General features: G+C 71.9%; 16 protein-coding genes and 1 pseudogene. 6 read left to right on the forward strand and 11 right to left on the reverse strand.

The annotated features are described in order from the left end of the window. Positions 1–9: 9 nt before the first annotated feature. Together AB0L65_RS50625 and AB0L65_RS50630 are read right to left on the reverse strand one after the other, a co-directional pair. Positions 10–1203 carry a cytochrome P450 gene (locus tag AB0L65_RS50625; RefSeq protein WP_364262185.1) on the reverse strand — a complete coding sequence of 398 codons (1194 nt, stop codon included), beginning with the start codon at positions 1201–1203 and terminating at the stop codon, positions 10–12. Between the two features lie 121 nt (positions 1204–1324). Further along, positions 1325–1807 carry a MarR family transcriptional regulator gene (locus AB0L65_RS50630; RefSeq protein ID WP_364262188.1) on the reverse strand — a complete coding sequence of 161 codons (483 nt, stop codon included), beginning with the start codon at positions 1805–1807 and terminating at the stop codon, positions 1325–1327. Between the two features lie 140 nt (positions 1808–1947). On the opposite strand from AB0L65_RS50630, the gene AB0L65_RS50635 reads away from it, so the two are divergent. Beyond that, positions 1948–3111: a cytochrome P450 gene (locus tag AB0L65_RS50635; RefSeq protein WP_364262191.1), complete on the forward strand. Its 1164-nt coding sequence runs from the start codon at positions 1948–1950 to the stop codon at positions 3109–3111. 9 nt (positions 3112–3120) lie between these two features. Here AB0L65_RS50635 and AB0L65_RS50640 read toward each other — a convergent pair whose 3' ends face one another. Both AB0L65_RS50640 and AB0L65_RS50645 read right to left on the reverse strand, forming a co-directional pair. Beyond that, a complete protein-coding gene (locus AB0L65_RS50640; RefSeq protein WP_364262193.1) occupies positions 3121–3759 on the reverse strand; it encodes an NAD(P)H-binding protein in 639 nt (212 codons plus the stop codon). A 1-nt stretch (position 3760) separates the two neighbouring features. Then, positions 3761–4669 carry an EamA family transporter gene (locus AB0L65_RS50645; protein WP_364262196.1) on the reverse strand — a complete coding sequence of 303 codons (909 nt, stop codon included), beginning with the start codon at positions 4667–4669 and terminating at the stop codon, positions 3761–3763. 77 nt (positions 4670–4746) lie between these two features. Between AB0L65_RS50645 and AB0L65_RS50650 the strand changes: the two genes are divergently transcribed. The 3 genes from AB0L65_RS50650 (at position 4747) to AB0L65_RS50660 (ending at position 6782) form a co-directional block, all read left to right on the forward strand. Continuing rightward, entirely contained in the window at positions 4747–5250 is a 504-nt protein-coding gene (locus tag AB0L65_RS50650; RefSeq protein ID WP_185075997.1) for a MarR family transcriptional regulator, read from the forward strand. A 106-nt stretch (positions 5251–5356) separates the two neighbouring features. Then, positions 5357–5893, forward strand: a complete 537-nt coding sequence (locus tag AB0L65_RS50655; protein ID WP_364262199.1) for a GNAT family N-acetyltransferase — start codon at positions 5357–5359, stop codon at positions 5891–5893. A gap of 322 nt (positions 5894–6215) precedes the next feature. Then, positions 6216–6782 carry a dihydrofolate reductase family protein gene (locus AB0L65_RS50660; protein ID WP_364262202.1) on the forward strand — a complete coding sequence of 189 codons (567 nt, stop codon included), beginning with the start codon at positions 6216–6218 and terminating at the stop codon, positions 6780–6782. Positions 6783–6942: 160 nt separating this feature from the next. On the opposite strand, the gene AB0L65_RS50665 is transcribed toward AB0L65_RS50660, so the two are convergent. From AB0L65_RS50665 to AB0L65_RS50685, 5 genes and pseudogenes are all read right to left on the reverse strand, one after another. Beyond that, the gene (locus AB0L65_RS50665) at positions 6943–7659 is read right to left on the reverse strand and encodes an isochorismatase family protein (RefSeq protein WP_364262205.1); all 717 of its coding nucleotides are present in this window, start codon (positions 7657–7659) and stop codon (positions 6943–6945) included. Positions 7660–7878: 219 nt separating this feature from the next. After that, positions 7879–8655 (reverse strand): annotated as a pseudogene (locus AB0L65_RS50670) (pentapeptide repeat-containing protein); the annotation flags it as partial. A 75-nt stretch (positions 8656–8730) separates the two neighbouring features. After that, positions 8731–9483, reverse strand: coding sequence for a GNAT family N-acetyltransferase (locus tag AB0L65_RS50675; protein ID WP_364262207.1), 753 nt, complete (start codon positions 9481–9483; stop codon positions 8731–8733). Between the two features lies 1 nt (position 9484). Further along, positions 9485–10261, reverse strand: coding sequence for a polyprenyl diphosphate synthase (gene uppS / locus AB0L65_RS50680; protein WP_364262210.1), 777 nt, complete (start codon positions 10259–10261; stop codon positions 9485–9487). Positions 10262–10301: 40 nt separating this feature from the next. Next, positions 10302–11300, reverse strand: a complete 999-nt coding sequence (locus AB0L65_RS50685; RefSeq protein ID WP_364262213.1) for a small ribosomal subunit Rsm22 family protein — start codon at positions 11298–11300, stop codon at positions 10302–10304. Between the two features lie 148 nt (positions 11301–11448). On the opposite strand from AB0L65_RS50685, the gene AB0L65_RS50690 reads away from it, so the two are divergent. Further along, entirely contained in the window at positions 11449–12312 is an 864-nt protein-coding gene (locus AB0L65_RS50690; protein ID WP_364262216.1) for an alpha/beta hydrolase, read from the forward strand. 234 nt (positions 12313–12546) lie between these two features. On the opposite strand, the gene AB0L65_RS50695 is transcribed toward AB0L65_RS50690, so the two are convergent. Continuing rightward, positions 12547–13011, reverse strand: a complete 465-nt coding sequence (locus AB0L65_RS50695; protein ID WP_364262219.1) for a MarR family transcriptional regulator — start codon at positions 13009–13011, stop codon at positions 12547–12549. Positions 13012–13125: 114 nt separating this feature from the next. Here AB0L65_RS50695 and AB0L65_RS50700 point away from each other — a divergent pair, with 114 nt between their 5' ends. After that, entirely contained in the window at positions 13126–14622 is a 1497-nt protein-coding gene (locus AB0L65_RS50700) for an LLM class flavin-dependent oxidoreductase (RefSeq protein WP_364262222.1), read from the forward strand. Here AB0L65_RS50700 and AB0L65_RS50705 read toward each other — a convergent pair. Beyond that, the gene (locus AB0L65_RS50705) at positions 14619–15809 is read right to left on the reverse strand and encodes an MFS transporter (RefSeq protein WP_364262225.1); all 1191 of its coding nucleotides are present in this window, start codon (positions 15807–15809) and stop codon (positions 14619–14621) included. The two genes, AB0L65_RS50700 and AB0L65_RS50705, sit on opposite strands and share 4 nt — an antisense overlap. Positions 15810–15864 lie beyond the last annotated feature (55 nt).

The following is a 15864-nucleotide window of genomic DNA, read 5'->3' on the forward strand; positions in this document are numbered from 1 at the left end:
CATGTGGGGTCAGACCAGCGGCAGGCGCCGCACGCCGGTCATGGTCGGCATGGGCATGAACACCACGGGGTCCTCCGGATCGGTGCGAAGGTGGTCGAACCGGTCGAGCAGGATGTTGAGGGCGACCCGGCCCTCCAGCCTGGCCAGGGGGGCGCCCAGGCAGAAGTGGATGCCGCGGCCGAAGGCGAGATGCGGGTTGGGGTCGCGGTCGGGGTCGAAGACGTCGGGGGCGGCGAACTGCCGGGCATCCCGGTTGGCCGCCCCGAGCCAGAGCAGGACCGTCTGATCGGCCGGTATCGTCACGCCGCCGAGCTCGGCCTCGCGGGTGGTGCCGCGGGCGATCAGGGCGAACGGGGTGAAGAAGCGCAGGGACTCCTCGATGATCGCCGGGATCGCGGCGCGGTCGGCCCGCGCCCTGTCCTGGTGCTCGGGGAAGGCGTCCAGGGCCAGCACCGTGTTGCCGAGCAGCATCGTCGTGGTGACGTGCCCGGCCAGCAGCAGGACGATCGCGAAGTTGACCACCTGCTCGTCGGGCAGGTGCTCCCCGTCCACCTCGGCCTCGACCAGCTTCGTGAGCAGGTCGGCGCGCGGCCGGCGGCGGCGTTCGGCGGCATGGCCGGCGAGGTAGGCGGACATCTCCCACCACGACTTCATCGTGGTCTCCGTGTCCTGGTCCCGCCGTTCGAAGAGGTCGTCGAACGAGACCTTGGTGTCCTGCCGGAACAGCGTGTCGGCCCACTGCTTGAACAGCTCGCGATCGCTGCTGGGCACGCCCAGCAGTTCGGCGATGACGATGACCGGGAGCGGGTAGGCCAGGTCGCGCACCAGCTCGAACCCGCCGCGCTCGCGCGCCGCGTCGAGCAGTTCGTGGGTGACGGCGGCGATCCTCGGCTCGAGGTCCGCGACGACCTTGCGGGTGAAGGCGCTGCTGACCAGCTTGCGCAGCTTGCCGTGCTCCGGCGGGTCGATCTGGGTGATGAAGCCCTCCAGTGACAGCCCTTCCGGCTTCTGGTCCTCGGGGGCCAGGCGAAGGGTGTCGGAGGAGTACGTCGCGGGGTCGCCGAAGACCTCGTGCGTCTCGGGGTAACCGTAGACGTTCCACATTCCGGCGGCGGCGTTGTGCTCGACGGGCCCGCCCGGCCGCGGGCCGTGCAGCCAGAAGTGCTGTTCGGGGATGTTGTACCGCTCGACGATGTCAGACATCGTCACTCCCTTGATCGTTGGATGATTTTTCGGTTGAGCGGATCGCACGACCCGGCAGGGGACGCGGTGGCGTCGTGCCGGGGTCCTGCGGTGAACGGCACGTGCTCCTCGACGATCATGTTCACCCGGAGTCCTGATCGTCGTCTTTCAGCCGTTTGCGGTACTCCTCCCAGCGCTGGAGCGACTCGTCCGCGTCGCGCATGAGGAACTCGAAGAAGTCCCTGGTGTCCCGCAACAGCTCCCGCTGCTCGGCGCGGTCGTCATCGATGATCGACAGTCCGAGGTTCAGCGCCTCCGCGATCGGCTCGACGCCGGCCAGCCGGCCCCGCATGATCTGGGCCCATCCTCCGCGAACGACCTGGTAGCGGTGCTCACGAGCCGACGTGGGGACGCGCTCGACCATCCCGCCGGCCTCCAGTTGCCTGGCGACCGTGCTGACCATGGTCTTGCTGACGCCGAGTTCGGCGGCCAGATCGGTGAGCGACTGGTCCGGCGGGTCGCAGATCAGCAGCCACGCGTACAGGCGGCCCATCGTCCGGCCCCCGGCGATGCGCTCCATGACGAGCCCCATCCGGTCGACGAACTCGGTCTCCTTCTGATCCACCTTGCCAACTCCGTGAGCGTCGTAAAGCACGTACTTGATGAAGTCTACGTCGATGCCCCGCCCCTCGCGTTGCCGGGCGCTCGCAGATCGAGATACCTTGAACATCCAGATGATGTCATCATTCAATTGAGGGAGCCGATATGACCGACGTGCCCGAGGTCGACCTGACCGATCCCGCCGTGCTGGCGGACCCGTTCACCGCGTACACGAGCGCCAGGGAGCGGTCGCCCGTGGCGCGGCTGGTGGCGCCCGGGTTCGGCCCGTTCTGGGCGGTGACCCGGCACGAGGAGGCCAGGGCCATGCTGAGCGACCCCAGGCTGACGACCAACGAGCACAGCTACCAGCGGCCCGACGTGCCGGAGCACTGCCTGCCATACCTGCGGACCATGTCGGAGATGAACGGCGCCGAGCATGCCCGGCTGCGCCGGCTGGTCGCGCCCGCGTTCACGCGGCGCAGGGCGGCCGAGTTCGGGCCGCGCATCGAGGCGATCGTGGAGCGGCTGCTCGACGAGCTGCCCGCGGAGCCGGATCTGCTGGCGCACTTCGCCGGCCCGCTGCCGATCGAGGTGATCTGCGAGCTGGTCGGCATCCCCGCCGCCGACCGTCCCCGCTGGCGCGAGTACGGCGCCGCCATCGTGGCCGGGCACGGCGAGAGCTTCCGGGACGCCATCCCGCGGATCCTTGAGGGCGCCACCGCCGCGGTCGCCAGGGGCCGGGCGGAGCCTGGCGAGGACCTGATCTCCGACCTGGCCCGCGTCATGGAGGAGGACGGCGACCGGCTCTCCGAGACCGAGCTGATCACCATGGTCTGGACGCTCGTCATGGCCGGCCAGACGCCCACGAACCTCATCGCCAACTCCGTCGCCGCCCTGCTGTCCCACCCCGGTCAGCTCGCCGCGCTGCGGGCCGACCCCGCTCTCATGCCGCGGGCGGTGGAGGAGCTGATGCGCTGGTGCGGGCCGCAGCTGCTGACCATCCCCCGCTTCCCCGCGGAGGACATCGAGATCGGCGGCGTGACCGTTCCCAAGGGCGTGCCGGTCACGGCCTCGATCGCCTCGGCGAACCGCGACCCGCGCGCCTTCCACGAGCCGGACCGGTTCGACCTGCGGCGCGAAGAGTCGGGGCATCTCGGGTTCGCACACGGGCCGCACTTCTGCGTCGGGGCCTCGCTGGCCCGCGTACAGGCCGGGATCGCGATCGGCGCCCTGCTGCGCCGCTTCCCCGGCCTGGCGCTCGCCGGCGAGGTGCGGCACATGCCCGACCCCGGCACCTGGCGCCTGACGTCGCTGCCCGTGACCCTGTGAGACGGCGGTTCAGTAGCCGATCGTGAACCTGGCGCGGTGGTGCCGGGGGCGCTCGGCCTCGTCGAGCAGCGCGACGGCGAAGTCCTCCATGGAGATCGCCGACCTGCCCTCGGCGTCCACCAGCAGCTCGTCGCCGCCGAGCCGGTAGCGTCCGGTACGCTCCCCCGGCTCCAGCAGCGCGGGCGGGCTCACGTAAGCCCAGTCGACGCCCGGCTCGGCCCGGCAGACCTCCAGCTGGGCGTTGCAGGCCAGCGCGATGGGCCGCCACGAGGGCGGGAAGTCCGGGGTCTCGACGACGGTGAGGCCGCCGGTGCCCGGCACGGTCAGCCCGGCCGCGCCGCCGACGAGCAGCAGCCGCACGCCGGTCCTCGCCACCCCGGCCAGCAGCGCCTTGGCGGTCGTGACCAGGTCGGCCTCGTGGCCGAGCGCGGGCCGGGTGGCGCTGATGACGAGGTCCTGCCCGGCGCTGAGCGCGGCCACGTCCCCGGCGTCCGAGGCGTCGCCGGCGCGGGGGTGCGCGGCGGGAGGCAGCAGGGGGAAGCGGGCGGGGTCGCGGACGACGGCGGTGACCTCGTGGCCGCGCGCCAGCGCCTCGGCTACGACCCTGCCGCCCACGGCTCCGGCGGCTCCGAAGACGGCGATGCGCATGTCAGGACTCCTTTCCGGCCTTTCCGGCCAGGACGCGGGGCTTCTCGGTCAACGTGCGGGCGGGCTGGCGCTGGGCCACGACCAGGGCGGCCAGGACGACGAGCGCGCCGAGCGCCTGGGCCGCGGTGAGCTCCTGGCCGAGGACGAGCCAGCCGAGCGCGGTGGCGACCACGGGGCTGAGCAGGCCCAGGAACGTGACCTTGGTCGCCGACAGCAGCCGCAGGCCCCGGAACCACAGGACGTAGGCGAGCGCGGATCCGATGATCGTGAGGTAGGCGTACCCGGCGAGGTTCGCGCTGGTCAGGGTGGCCGGCGGCGCGCCCTCGACGAGGAACGCCACCGGGAGCAGCAGCAGGCCGCCGGCCACGAGCTGCCAGCCGGTGGTGGCCAGCAACGGCGCGGGCGACTGCCACCGCTTGCTCAGCACCACGCCCAAGGCCATCACGACGGCGCCGCCGAGCGCCGCGGCCACGCCGAGCGCGTCCAGCCGGGCGCCGGCCCGCAGCACGAGCAGGCTCACCCCGGCCACGCCCGCCACGGCGGCCAGCGTCGTACGCATGGACAGGCGTTCACCCAGGAGCCCGGCCGACAGCAACGCGACCAGCAGGGGCTGGATGGCGCCCACGGTGGCGGCCACCCCTCCGGGCAGCCGGTATGCCCCCACGAACAGCAGCGCGAAGAACACTCCGATGTTCAGCGCGCCGAGCACCAGGGCGCGCCACCACCAGATGCCCGCGGGCAGGCGGCGGGTGATGGCGACCAGGAGGAGACCGGCGGGCAGCGCGCGGATCACGGCGGCCAGCAGGGGGCGGCCGGGCGGCAGCAGTTCGGTCGTGACGAGGTACGTGGTCCCCCAGATGGCGGGGGTCAGCGCGGTCAGCAGGACGGTTCCCGATTGATTTCTTAGCACTAAGACAAAGTATCTCAGCGCTAAGTTACTTGGCGAGGTGATTTACCTCACCGCTAAGGCATCGTTAGGCTGGAGTGGTGGCTGATCACGTCGACCTGATACTCAAGCAATGGGACGCCCAGCGCCCTGACCTGGACGTCTCACCGATGGCGGTGATCGGCCGGCTGTCGCGGCTGATCCGGCTGATCGACGCGGAGCTGGGCCGTACGTTCGCCGCGCACGGGCTCGACCGGGCCTCCTTCGACGTGCTGGCCACCTTGCGCCGCAGCGACCCGCCGCACCGGCTGACGCCGGCCGAGCTGATGCGGGCCTCCATGGTCACGTCGGGGGCGATCACGCAGCGACTCGACCGCCTGGAGTCCAGGGGGCTGGTGACCCGCACGCCCAGCGAGGCCGACGGGCGGGTGGTCTACGTGACACTCACCGACGAGGGGTACGCCCTGATCGACCGGGCCCTGCCGGACCATGTCGCGACGGAGGACCGCGTACTCTCTGCGCTGCCGAAGGAGCGCCGGGACGAGCTCGCCCACACGCTGCGCGACCTGCTGGAGTCCCTCGGGGACACCACCACGCTCACCTGACCAGGGGCGCCATCAGAATCGGTCTGCGAGGCGCCTCGCAGACCTGTCCCGGGGCTCGGCTGTTATCGCATTGCGCGCCAGTGGGCCAGCCGACGAAGATCGCGCCATGGAGCGAAATGGGATCAAAGCGGGCTGGCTTGCCTTGCGGCCGTTCAAACCGGCGGACATCCCGTGGGTCTATGAGGTGTCCCTGGATCCGGCCTTGCAGCACTTCGTGGAGTTGCCGTCGCCTTACCGCATGGAAGATGCGGCGTTCTTCGTGGAGCAGCTGGCCATCGCCGGCGCGCGGAGTGGACAGCGTCTGGAGTTCCTCGCCGAGGAGGCGTCCACGGGAGAACGCCTTGGCCGCGTGGGTCTGTGGTTGGGCGCACCGGGTACGGCCGAGATCGGATACTGGGTTGACCCGAAAGCCCGCGGACGTGGCGTTGCGACCGATGCGGTGCGAGCTGTGTGCCGGTGGGCCTTCCACGCCCATGGTCTGGAACTCATCGAGTGGCGCGCCGAGGTAGGCAACCGGGCTTCCCGCCGAGTTGCGGAGAAGGCAGGCTTCACCGTGGAGGCCACGCTCCGGAAGCGGCTTCTGCACCGAGGAATCCGGGTGGACGCATGGGTCGGCTCCCTGCTCAAGGGCGAGGCTCTGTGAACTCGCACTGGCGGCCCCCATGCACCGCGAGGCACCCGGCCTTTCGTCCCGTGCGGGCCGGGGTCCGGGACGAGCGCTCACCGTCACCACCAGTCGATCGCTGGAACGCTGGGAGCGCCCGTCGCGGCGGGGATGGCCGAGACGGTGGCCACGGTACGGACGGCGCCAGCATGGTCGCCGTCGGGATCGGTGTGGCGCTCGGCGATCAGGCCCCATCATTTCCACCGATCTTCGCGTCGTGATGTCGAGACGGCCGGATCGGCTCCGACCTTCTCGTGACGGCGCCGGATGGCGGCGCCGGTGGATCGGAGGAAGGCGCGCGATGAGCAAGGTAGTGCTGGATGTGTCGATGTCCCTGGACGGGTTCACGGCGGGACCGAACGTCCGGAAGGAGGAGCCCATGGGGGACGGTGGCGAACGACTGCACGAGTGGATGGCCGGGGAAGGGGTCGACCTCGGCATCCGCCGGCAGGTGGACGCGGCGGTGGGAGCCGTCGTCATCGGACGGCGTACCTTCGACCTCGGCGTGGTCCCGTGGGGTGGCACGCCGTGGCCCGGCGTCCCGAGCTTCGTGGTCACCCACCGGACCAGGGAGGACCTCCTCGGCGACAACGGCGGGACGTTCGCCTTCGACGGGCTGGAGGCCGCAGTCCGACGCGCCAAGGACGCCGCCGGGGACAAGGACGTCCTGGTGCTGGGTGCGGACGTGGCCCGGCAGTTGCTCGCGGCGGGCCTGCTCGACGAGGTGTGGCTCCACCTCGTCCCCCTGCTGATGGGGGCGGGCACGCCGCTGTTCGCCGGGGAGCGGGCCGAGCTGATCCCGGCGGGGGAACCCGTCGCGGGAACCGGGTCCGTGACCCACCTGCGCTACCGCGTACTGAAGCCCTGACGCCCCTGACGTGACGGCGGGGTGAGGTGCCCACGGCGGCTGAGCGCGGGCGAGGACGGACCCGGCCGGCGCATCGGTCTCCTGCGCGTCCGGATCGTCCGGAGCCGACGACGAGCACCTGGCAGGCGGCCGGGTCAGGTCCGGGTGCCGCGTGGCCGGTTCAGCCCAGGTCGAGTTTGGCCAGTTCCGCCCAGTACCAGGGCACGACCTCGCGCCCGGCGTCGGAGCGGGGGTCGGACCAGTCTCGGATCCATTCGCCGAGAATGCCGAGGAAGGAGTTGGGGATGCCGCCCGCCTGGATCACGCGCTGGATGCCGGCCTCGTGCGCGGCCGGGCTGGTGCCGCCGACCGCGTCGGTGACGACCATGGTCCGATAGCCGTCGCGCTGGGCGTGCACGACGGGGAAGGCGAGGCAGATCTCGGTCCATAACGCGGCGAAGACGATGTTGCGGCGCCCGGTCGCCTTGATGGCACGGCGTACGTGTTCGTCCTCCCAGGCGTTCATGTTCATGCGGTCGTACTCGGTGAGGGTGGGCACCTCCTCGCGCAGCGAGGGGATGGTGGGGTGGTTGACCCCCGCTTTGACGCCCACGGTGGTGAGCACGGTGGGGATCTTGAGCAGCCGGGCTATCCGGGCCAGGGCCTTGACGTTGAGTTGGAGCAGGTCCTGGTTCATCGAGGTGACGCCGTTGACCATCTCGGGCTGGTAGTCGATCAACACCAGCATGGAGTTCTCCTGGCTGAACAGCGGGTTGGACTCGCTCGTGCCGCTCTCGGCGGACGCGGCGCCGGCCAGGGCGGGGGAGATCGCCGCGGCGGCCCCGACAGCACCGACAGCGCCTGCGGTGAGTGCCTGCCTGCGGGTTGGATTACTCATGCCGGCGCGGTGTTCAGCCGGGCGCGGTGTTCAGCCGCGGCGCCGGCGGCCGGAGCCGCGGCCCGAACGCCGCCCCGAGCCGGAATCGGAGCCGCGCCCCGAGCCGGAGGCGCGGGTGGAATCGGAGCCGGTCCCTTGTGCGGAGGCCGTGCCGCGTGTGGAGCCGGGGTCGCGGCGAGGGCTCGTGCCGCGGGACGGGCGTTCGTAGCGGGTGGCGGGCCAGTGGGCGGGACGGGTGAGCGTGGCCGGGAGGCGGGTGGCGGCGTCGCCGGTGGCGGCGTTGAGCTGGGGCTGAGTGAGGAAGAGCGCGCCCGCCAGGTCCGCGCCCGCCAGGTCGGCCCCCCGCAGGTCGGCTCCGATCAGGTCGGAATCCCGGAGGTCCGCACCCCGCAGATCCGCGCCGATCAGGTACGCCCCGCGAAGGTTGGCACCCCGCAGGTCGGCGCCCGCCAGCTTGGCCCCGATCAGATCCGCTCCCCTGCGCTCCTTGCCCTTGCGCCCGGCACGGACCAGCTCACTCGTCCGCAGCAGCAGCATGTTGACCTCGGCCCGGTGCGCCGGCACGTCCAGCTTCTTCAGCGCGTCCGGACTCTCCCGGGTGAGCCGCTCCGTCGCGTCGAACGCGTCCTGCAGCTCGGCGTGGACGGGCCGGGCGGCCTCCAGCGTCAGCGCCTCCGCCAGATACCACAGCAGCTCGTGCAGCTGCCGCACGACGGGGAAGATCGCGTACATCTCCCCGGCCGTGCCCGGCGCCTGCCGCCAGCTCGTGCCCTGGAAGGTGACCTGCGAGACCTTCTGGCCCGCCCCGAAGCAGTCGTACACGGTGCAGCCGGGAAAGCCGCGCTCCCTGAGCTCCGCGTGAATGGAGCAACGGAAGTCCTCACGCAGGTTGCGGCAGGGCTCCCCGGCCTTCTTGTCCACCGCGAAGTCGGCCGACGCCGCGAACGGCAGCGCGACGCAGCAGAGCCCGAAGCAGCTCTCGCAGTCGGCCAGCAGGCCGAGCTCGCGCGGGTTCGTTCCAGGCAACGTGCGGGCCTCCTCCGGCGGATACGGTCAGGTCATCAAGGGTACTCACTCGTGGACGTACGGCGTCGTCGTGGTGATCGCCTCGAACCCCAGCCGCAGCAGGATCGGACGGCTCTGGCTGGAGGCGTCCACCTGCAGATGGTCGTAGCCGCGGGCGACCGCCTCGCGGGCCCGGTAGGCGACCAACGCCCGGTAGATGCCGCGCCCGCGCCACTCCGGCACGGTGCCGCCGCCCCACAGGCTCGCGAACCGGGTGCCCGGGTGCAGGTCCATCCGGGCCGCGCTCACCGGCACGTCACCGGCCATCGCGAGGAGGGCGACGACCTCGCCCCCGGTGAGCTGGTCGAGCAGCCGTTCCCGGAAGTGCGCGTCAGGGGTGCCGAAGGCGCTCTCGTGGACGTCGGCCATCAGCTCCACGCCGTCGGGACCGGTCACCGGGACCAGCCGGACCCCCTCGGGCGGCTCCCCTTCGAGGGGCAGGCGTCCGATCTCGGCGATCATCAGCGTCTCGGCGGGCTCCGGGGTGAATCCGGCGGCCAGGAGGCGCCGGTCGAGGTCGCCGGGCCGGTCGTAGCCGTACAGCTTCCACTCGAAGGGCCGCCCCAGCTCCCCGAAGTAGCGCACCTGCTCGGCGATCTCCGCGTCCGCGTTCCGCTCGTCGAGGCCGGACCAGAGCACGCCGTTCCAGCCGTGCTCGGGCGCGACCTGCCGCACCACGTTCCCGGCCCGCTCCACCTTGGCGTCCGGCCCGTCGGCGCGGGCCTCCTGGCGCAGCTGCCGGTCGAAGAGTTCCAGCATCTCAGCCCCCGAACCGTCGCTGCCGGGCGGCGAAGCTGCGCAGCGCCCGCAGGAAGTCGATCTCGCGGAAGGCCGGCCAGTAGGCCTCGCAGAAGTACAGCTCGGAGTAGGCGGACTGCCAGAGCAGGAAGTTCGACAGGCGCTGCTCGCCGCTGGTGCGGATCACCAGGTCGGGGTCGGGCTGACCGGCCGTGTAGAGGTGGGGCGCGATGTCGTCCACGCTCAGCGTCGAGGCCAGCTCCACCATGGACTGCCCGCTCTCGGCCCGCTCGTACAGCAGCTCGCGCAGGGCGTCGATCACCTCCTGGCGGCCGCCGTACCCGATGGCCAGCGTGAGGTGGAAGCCGGTGGCACACGTACGGGTGGCCTCGACGGCGCTCTTGAGCGCGCGGGCCGTGGTGTCCGGCAACATGTCGAGCAGGCCCGCCACGTGGACGCGCCAGCGCGCGTCCGGCCGGTCCAGCCGCTCGGCGACCATCTCCTCGATCACCCGCAACAGGTAGGCGACCTCCTCGTCACCGCGGCGCTGAAGGTTCTCCGTCGAGCACAGGAACACCGTCACATGCTCGATCCCCAGCCCCTCACACCACGACAGCACGTGGTCGATGTGCTCGGCGCCGTACTTGTGGCCGATGCTCGGGCTGGCCAGACCCTGCTGCCTGGCCCAGCGCCGGTTGCCGTCCATGATCAAACCGACGTGGCGGGGCAGCGGACCCGCCGTGGCCTGACGGCGCAGCCGCCGGGCATAGAGGGAATGAAGAAGATCAGTCGTCCACATCCTCCAAGGATGGCCCACCCGCCGAACCGGAACCGCCCCCTTACCCATTTCCGTGACCGAGCCGCAAGCCGTCGTCGCCCCAGCCATCCCCCCAGTCGGCGTCCCTGGCCGCGCGGTAGAGGTCGCCCTGCCGCTTGGACACGATCACGTCGCGGATCCCCTCCTCCCCGGCGCACAGCCGCAGGGACACCACGCCCTTGCGTTTGACCGGGTGGCGCAGGATCCGGGCGTCGGCCCGCTCCCCCGGGACCGTCGTGGCGGCCACGTAGGAGAACTTCTCGTCCTCGAAGCTGAGCGTGCCCGCCTTGATCCGGCGGTGCAGGGACGTCCTGGGCAGCCTGACGGAGAAGTGGCACCAGTCGCGCCCCTGCTCGATCGGGCAGCGCCCGTCGTGGGGGCAGGGGGCCGCGACGCTCAGCCCCTGGTCGACCAGGACCTCTCTGGCCTCGGCGACGGTGGCGTAACCCGCCGGGGTGCCGGGCTCGATGACGATCACCATGGCCGCGTCCGCGGCCAGCCAGCGGACGATCTCCCGGCGCTTGTCCTGGGGAAGCTCGCCCAGGGCGTACGACATGGTCACCAGGTCGGCCGCGGGCCGGTCGAGGCCGGGACGCACCGACGCCTGCCGCCAGGTAGTCCCGCTCAGGGCGTCGGACGTACGGGCGAGGCGTTTGCCCAGGTCGATGATCTGCGGGTCGTGCTCGATGACCGTGACCCGCTCGATGGACGACCAGGTCTCACTTGCGGCCCAGATCGCCGCCCCCGTGCCGCCGCCGACGTCGAGGTGGCTCCCTGGCCGGAAGTCCGGGGTCATCGCGGCCGCCTGGCGCATGGCCGTGGCCGCGGCGGCGTAGGTCGCGGGCATCCGGTACGCGGCGTAGGCCGCCACGTCGGCCCGAGACCTGATGTGGGTGCCTCCGCCGGTGGCGGCGTTCGTACGGTAACGCTCGGTGAGCCGCGCCACGGAGTCGGACAGCTCCTGCGGCGCGTAGCCGGACAGGGCCTTGTCCAGGGCGGCTCTGAGTTCTTCTGGAAGCATGGATGGGTCCACCTGTGGTCCGTACGTGGCTTGCCTGCGTCAATGATGCTCGCGATTCGACGGTGCTCGGGACGCATGCGGCCCGTGCGACTGCGCCCCTGGCGAACGGGGCGATCCTCCGGCCGCACGCGGCGGTAGCGTGCCGAGCATGCTGATCATCGACGACGTCAAGATCGCGTACGAGGAGGCCGGCCCCGCGACCCCCCTGGGCACCGTCGTGCTCGTGCACGGCGGGACGACCGACATGCGCCTCTGGGAGCACCAGTTCCACGCCCTCGCGGAGCGCTACCGCGTGATCCGCTACGACTGGCGCGGCCACGGCCGGTCCGGCGACGCCGAGGGCGAGGTGTGCCATCACGAGGACCTGCTCGCCGTCATGGACGCGCTGGGAGTCGAGCGGGCGGCGCTGGTCGGCAACTCGATGGGCGGCGCGTACGCGACCGAGGTCGCCCTGGCCGCCCCCTCCCGGGTGGCCGCGCTCGCCCTGATCAGCTCGGGCCTGGCCGGCCACCCATGGCCGCAGGAGATGCTGGACCAGGCGCGCGAGCGCGTCCACAGCTCGGTGCCCGCCGACCGCCTGGCCCGCTACCGCGCCGGCACCGCCGACCACGTGGATCCCGCCGACGTACGCGCGATGGCGGAGGCCCACACGCTCTGGCAGACCGCCGGGCCCGACCGTGGCCGCGACGCGCTCTCCGACGAGGTGTGGGAGTCGTCGGTGGAGATGTGCGGCCTGGTGTTCGAGCGCTCCTGGAACGGGCCCCGATCCACGGAACGCCACCTGGTCCCGCCCGCCGTGACGCGCCTGCCCGAGATCACCGCTCCCACCCTGGTGATCAACGGCCTGTCGGACGTGCCCGGCATCCAGCAGATGTCCGACCTGCTCAGCGCCGGCATCCCGGCCGCCCGTCGCATCGACCTCCCCGCGACCGGCCATCTGCCGCCGCTCGAACGCCCCATGGAGGTGACCGAGGCCCTGACGGCATTCCTCTCGACCGTCTTCACCTCCTGACCCACACCCCCGGGCCCGACGTCCCCGCTTCCAGCTCGCCCCGGCCTTCCAGGGGCGCCACTTCCCCTGCCCCGATCGACGCCACCGCACTTCAACGAGCCCCTCCCGACCACCGCGGCATGGCGAGCGCGGGCGTCACCGGGTCGGCCACCGGCGGGGCACGTCAGGCGGGCGAAGCCCAGGGCGTCAGGCCGGTGACGGCGAGGGCGGAGGTCAGGCCAGTGACGGTAGGGGTCAGGTCGGTGTAGCCGGGGTGCGGTCGGGCTGGGGGCGCGGGCGGCCGGTCGTGGAGGCGTACTCGGCGAGGATCCCGTCGATGGCGGACGCCAGCAGCTCCCGATGCTCCACCGGCAACTCCCCCGTCAACGCCTCCAGCCGCGCCTCGACCCCGTCGTGCGCCAGCGCCCCGACGCGCTCCCCTTCGGGGGTCAGCTCGACGAGCCAGGCCCGCCGATCCCGGGAATCACGCGTGCGGGCCACGAGCCCCCGCTTCTCCGCCCGGTCGACGAGCCCCGTCAGGCTCGACTTCTCCAGGTGCAGCGTTCGCGTCAGCTCCGTCATCCCCACCGGCCCGCCGACGAGCAGGCACAGCAGCTGCGCCTGCTGCGGCGTAAGGTCCTGATCCCTGCCGACGTCCCCGAACACCTGCTGCACCAGGTGCCCCAGACGTACGAGGGCGATAGTGAACGTCGCGACCACGGCATCGAGTCTAGTTGACAATGGTTCACAATACGAACTAATTTAGTTCTCATTGCCAACTGTTCGCAATACCAACCAAAGTCCGGCGGCGAACGGCACATCCAAGGAGCCCCCATGCCCGACTACGGCCACGAGCTGCTCTTCAGCGTCAGCTTCGCGCCCTCCGCCCACCAGGCCGACACCGTCATCGCCCTCTCCCAGCTCGCCGAGCGCGCCGGACTCGACCTCGTCACCTTCTCGGACCACCCGTACCAGCCCACCTTCCTCGACACCTGGACCCTGCTCGGCTACGTCGCGGCCGCCACCGAGAGCATCCGGCTGGCCGGCAACGTGCATCCGCTGCCGCTCCGGCCGCCCGCCATGCTCGCGCAGGCCGCCGCCAGCCTCGACATCCTCAGCCACGGCCGCTTCGAGCTCGCCCTGGGCACCGGCGGATACTGGGACGCCATCGCCTCCATGGGCGCCCCGCGCCTGACCCCCGGCCAGGCCGTGGACGCGCTCGAGGAGGCCATCCCGATCATCCGCGCCGCCTGGGACACCGACGCCCCCGGCACCATCGGCCACCACGGCGAGCACTACCAGGTCACCGCCCCGCGAGGCCCGCGCCCGGCCCACGACATCGGCATCTGGCTCGGCGCGTACAAGCCGCGCATGCTCCGCGTGACCGGCCGCCTCGCGGACGGCTGGCTCCCCTCCCTCCCCTACCTCCAGGACATCGGCAAGATCGGCGAAGGTAACGCCGTCATCGACGAGGCCGCCGCCGAGGCGGGCCGCTCGCCCCGCGACATCCGCCGCCTGCTCAACCTCGGTGAGGAACTGCCCGCCGCCCAGCTCGCCGAGATCGCCCTCACGTACGGCGTCAGCGTCTTCATCCTCGCGGCCAACGACCCCAGCCAACTGCAGCGCTTCGCCCAGGAGACCGCCCCGGCCGTACGCGAACTCGTCGCCGCGGAACGCACCCAGGCCGCCCCGGCGTCACCCACCGCCGCGACAAAAGCCGCAAGCCCGATGACGGCCGCCTTGGGCGCCACCCCGACCCCCGACGACGGTGTACGGCTCACCGACGTACGCGTCTGGGACGAGACCACCCGACCCACCGGCCCCACCCCCGACCCCACCAGGCACTACACCCCCGCCGAACAGGCCAACGGCCGGCACCTCATCGACGTCCACGACCACCTGCGCGCCGAACTCGCCCAGCTCCGCGACCTCATCGACCAGGTGGCCTCCGGAGCGATCGACGCAGGCACCGCCCGCTCGCACATCAACACCATGACCATGCGCCAGAACAACTGGACCCTCGGCGCCTACTGCGAGTCCTACTGCCGCCTCGTCACCATGCACCACACCGCCGAGGACGCCATGGTCTTCCCGCACCTCCGCCGCACGGAGCCCGCCCTGGCGCCCGTGCTCGACCGCCTTCAGGAAGAGCACCACGCCATCCACAAGATCATCGAACGCGTCGACCGCGCCCTCGTCTCGTTCGTCGGCGACCCGGACGGGCTCGGCCACCTGCGCGAGACCGTGGACCTGCTCACCGACAGCCTGCTGTCCCACCTGTCGTACGAGGAGCGCGAACTCGTCGAACCCCTGGCCAGGAACGGCCTCTAGGACCGGCGGGCGGGAAACGCGCGACGGCGCGCCACGACCACGACCGCCAGGGCCACCGCCACCAGCGGCAACGAGGTCCACGGCAGCGCACCCGCCCCGGCGCCCTCCAGCACCAGCCCGCCGGCCAGCGACCCCGCGGCGATCCCCGCGTTGTACACGGTCGTCTGCATGGACGTGGCCGCGTCCGCGTTCCCCGCCCCGGACGCGTCCACCAGCGCCGACTGCAGCAATGTCGGCACCCCGCCGAAGGCCGCCCCCCACAGCGCGACCGCGCCCAGCGGCGCCCAGCCCGGCCCACCGGCGACGGCCAGCACCGCCATGGCCCCCGCCACCACGGCCAGCACGACCACGAGCGCCACCCGCGGGAACCGGTCGATCACCACCCCGGTCACCCAGATCCCCGCCACCGTCCCGACCCCGAACACGAGCAGCACGACACTCGTCCGCCCCAACCCGGCGAAGGCCACGAACGGCGCCAGGTACGTGTACATCGCCTGATGCCCGACCAGCACCAGCACCGTCACCCCCAGGATCGTCCGGACGCCGGGCAGCACCGCCACCCGCCGCAACGGGACCCGTACCGTGGCCGCCTCACCGGGAAAGTCCGGCACCTTCCACAGCACCCACCCCACCAGCGCGACCGCCACGACCGCCAGCCCCAGAAAAGCGGTCCGCCACCCGAACGCCGAGGCCAGCGCCGCGCCCGCCGGAATCCCCGCGCACAGCGCCACCGTGATCCCCGCCGAGACGATCGCGATGGCCCGCCCCCGCCGCTCGACCGGCACCATCCGCGCCGCGTACCCGACCAGCATCGCCCACAGGATCCCGCCCATGACGCCGGCCAGAACCCGCGCCCCGAAGGTCACCGCATAGGACGACGAGAGCGCGGTCACCGTGTTGAACAGCGCGAACCCCACCAGTGTCCCGACCAGCACGGGCCGCCGCGGCAGCCCGCGCAGCAACGCCGTCAGCGGGATCGCCGACAGGGTCGAGGCCACCGCGTACGCCGTCACCAGGAACCCGGCCCGCCCCTCCGGCACCCCCAGCGCCGCGCCGAGCTGCGGCAGCAACCCTGCCGGAAGCAGCTCCGTCATCACCGCCGTGAACGCCGCCGAGAACAGCGCCAGCAGCCCCGACCAGGGCATTCTCCCGACGCGTACGGCGTCGGTGATCGTCGCACCAGACATGTCGAATATGCTGAAACGTTCACATCAATGTGAAGGCAAGCCGGGAGGCCCCGCC

Source organism: Nonomuraea sp. NPDC052116 (assembly GCF_040680035.1).
GTDB lineage: Bacteria > Actinomycetota > Actinomycetes > Streptosporangiales > Streptosporangiaceae > Nonomuraea > Nonomuraea angiospora_A.

Coding starts and splice junctions, on each gene's coding strand:
- AB0L65_RS50625 (WP_364262185.1), bottom strand. CDS start 1,203: ATGTCTGACATCGTCGAGCGGTACAACATCCCCGAACAGCACTTCTGG.
- AB0L65_RS50635 (WP_364262191.1), top strand. CDS start 1,948: ATGACCGACGTGCCCGAGGTCGACCTGACCGATCCCGCCGTGCTGGCG.
- AB0L65_RS50640 (WP_364262193.1), bottom strand. CDS start 3,759: ATGCGCATCGCCGTCTTCGGAGCCGCCGGAGCCGTGGGCGGCAGGGTC.
- AB0L65_RS50655 (WP_364262199.1), top strand. CDS start 5,357: ATGGAGCGAAATGGGATCAAAGCGGGCTGGCTTGCCTTGCGGCCGTTC.
- AB0L65_RS50660 (WP_364262202.1), top strand. CDS start 6,216: ATGAGCAAGGTAGTGCTGGATGTGTCGATGTCCCTGGACGGGTTCACG.
- AB0L65_RS50665 (WP_364262205.1), bottom strand. CDS start 7,659: ATGAGTAATCCAACCCGCAGGCAGGCACTCACCGCAGGCGCTGTCGGT.
- AB0L65_RS50675 (WP_364262207.1), bottom strand. CDS start 9,483: ATGCTGGAACTCTTCGACCGGCAGCTGCGCCAGGAGGCCCGCGCCGAC.
- uppS (WP_364262210.1), bottom strand. CDS start 10,261: ATGTGGACGACTGATCTTCTTCATTCCCTCTATGCCCGGCGGCTGCGC.
- AB0L65_RS50685 (WP_364262213.1), bottom strand. CDS start 11,300: ATGCTTCCAGAAGAACTCAGAGCCGCCCTGGACAAGGCCCTGTCCGGC.
- AB0L65_RS50690 (WP_364262216.1), top strand. CDS start 11,449: ATGCTGATCATCGACGACGTCAAGATCGCGTACGAGGAGGCCGGCCCC.
- AB0L65_RS50700 (WP_364262222.1), top strand. CDS start 13,126: ATGCCCGACTACGGCCACGAGCTGCTCTTCAGCGTCAGCTTCGCGCCC.
- AB0L65_RS50705 (WP_364262225.1), bottom strand. CDS start 15,809: ATGTCTGGTGCGACGATCACCGACGCCGTACGCGTCGGGAGAATGCCC.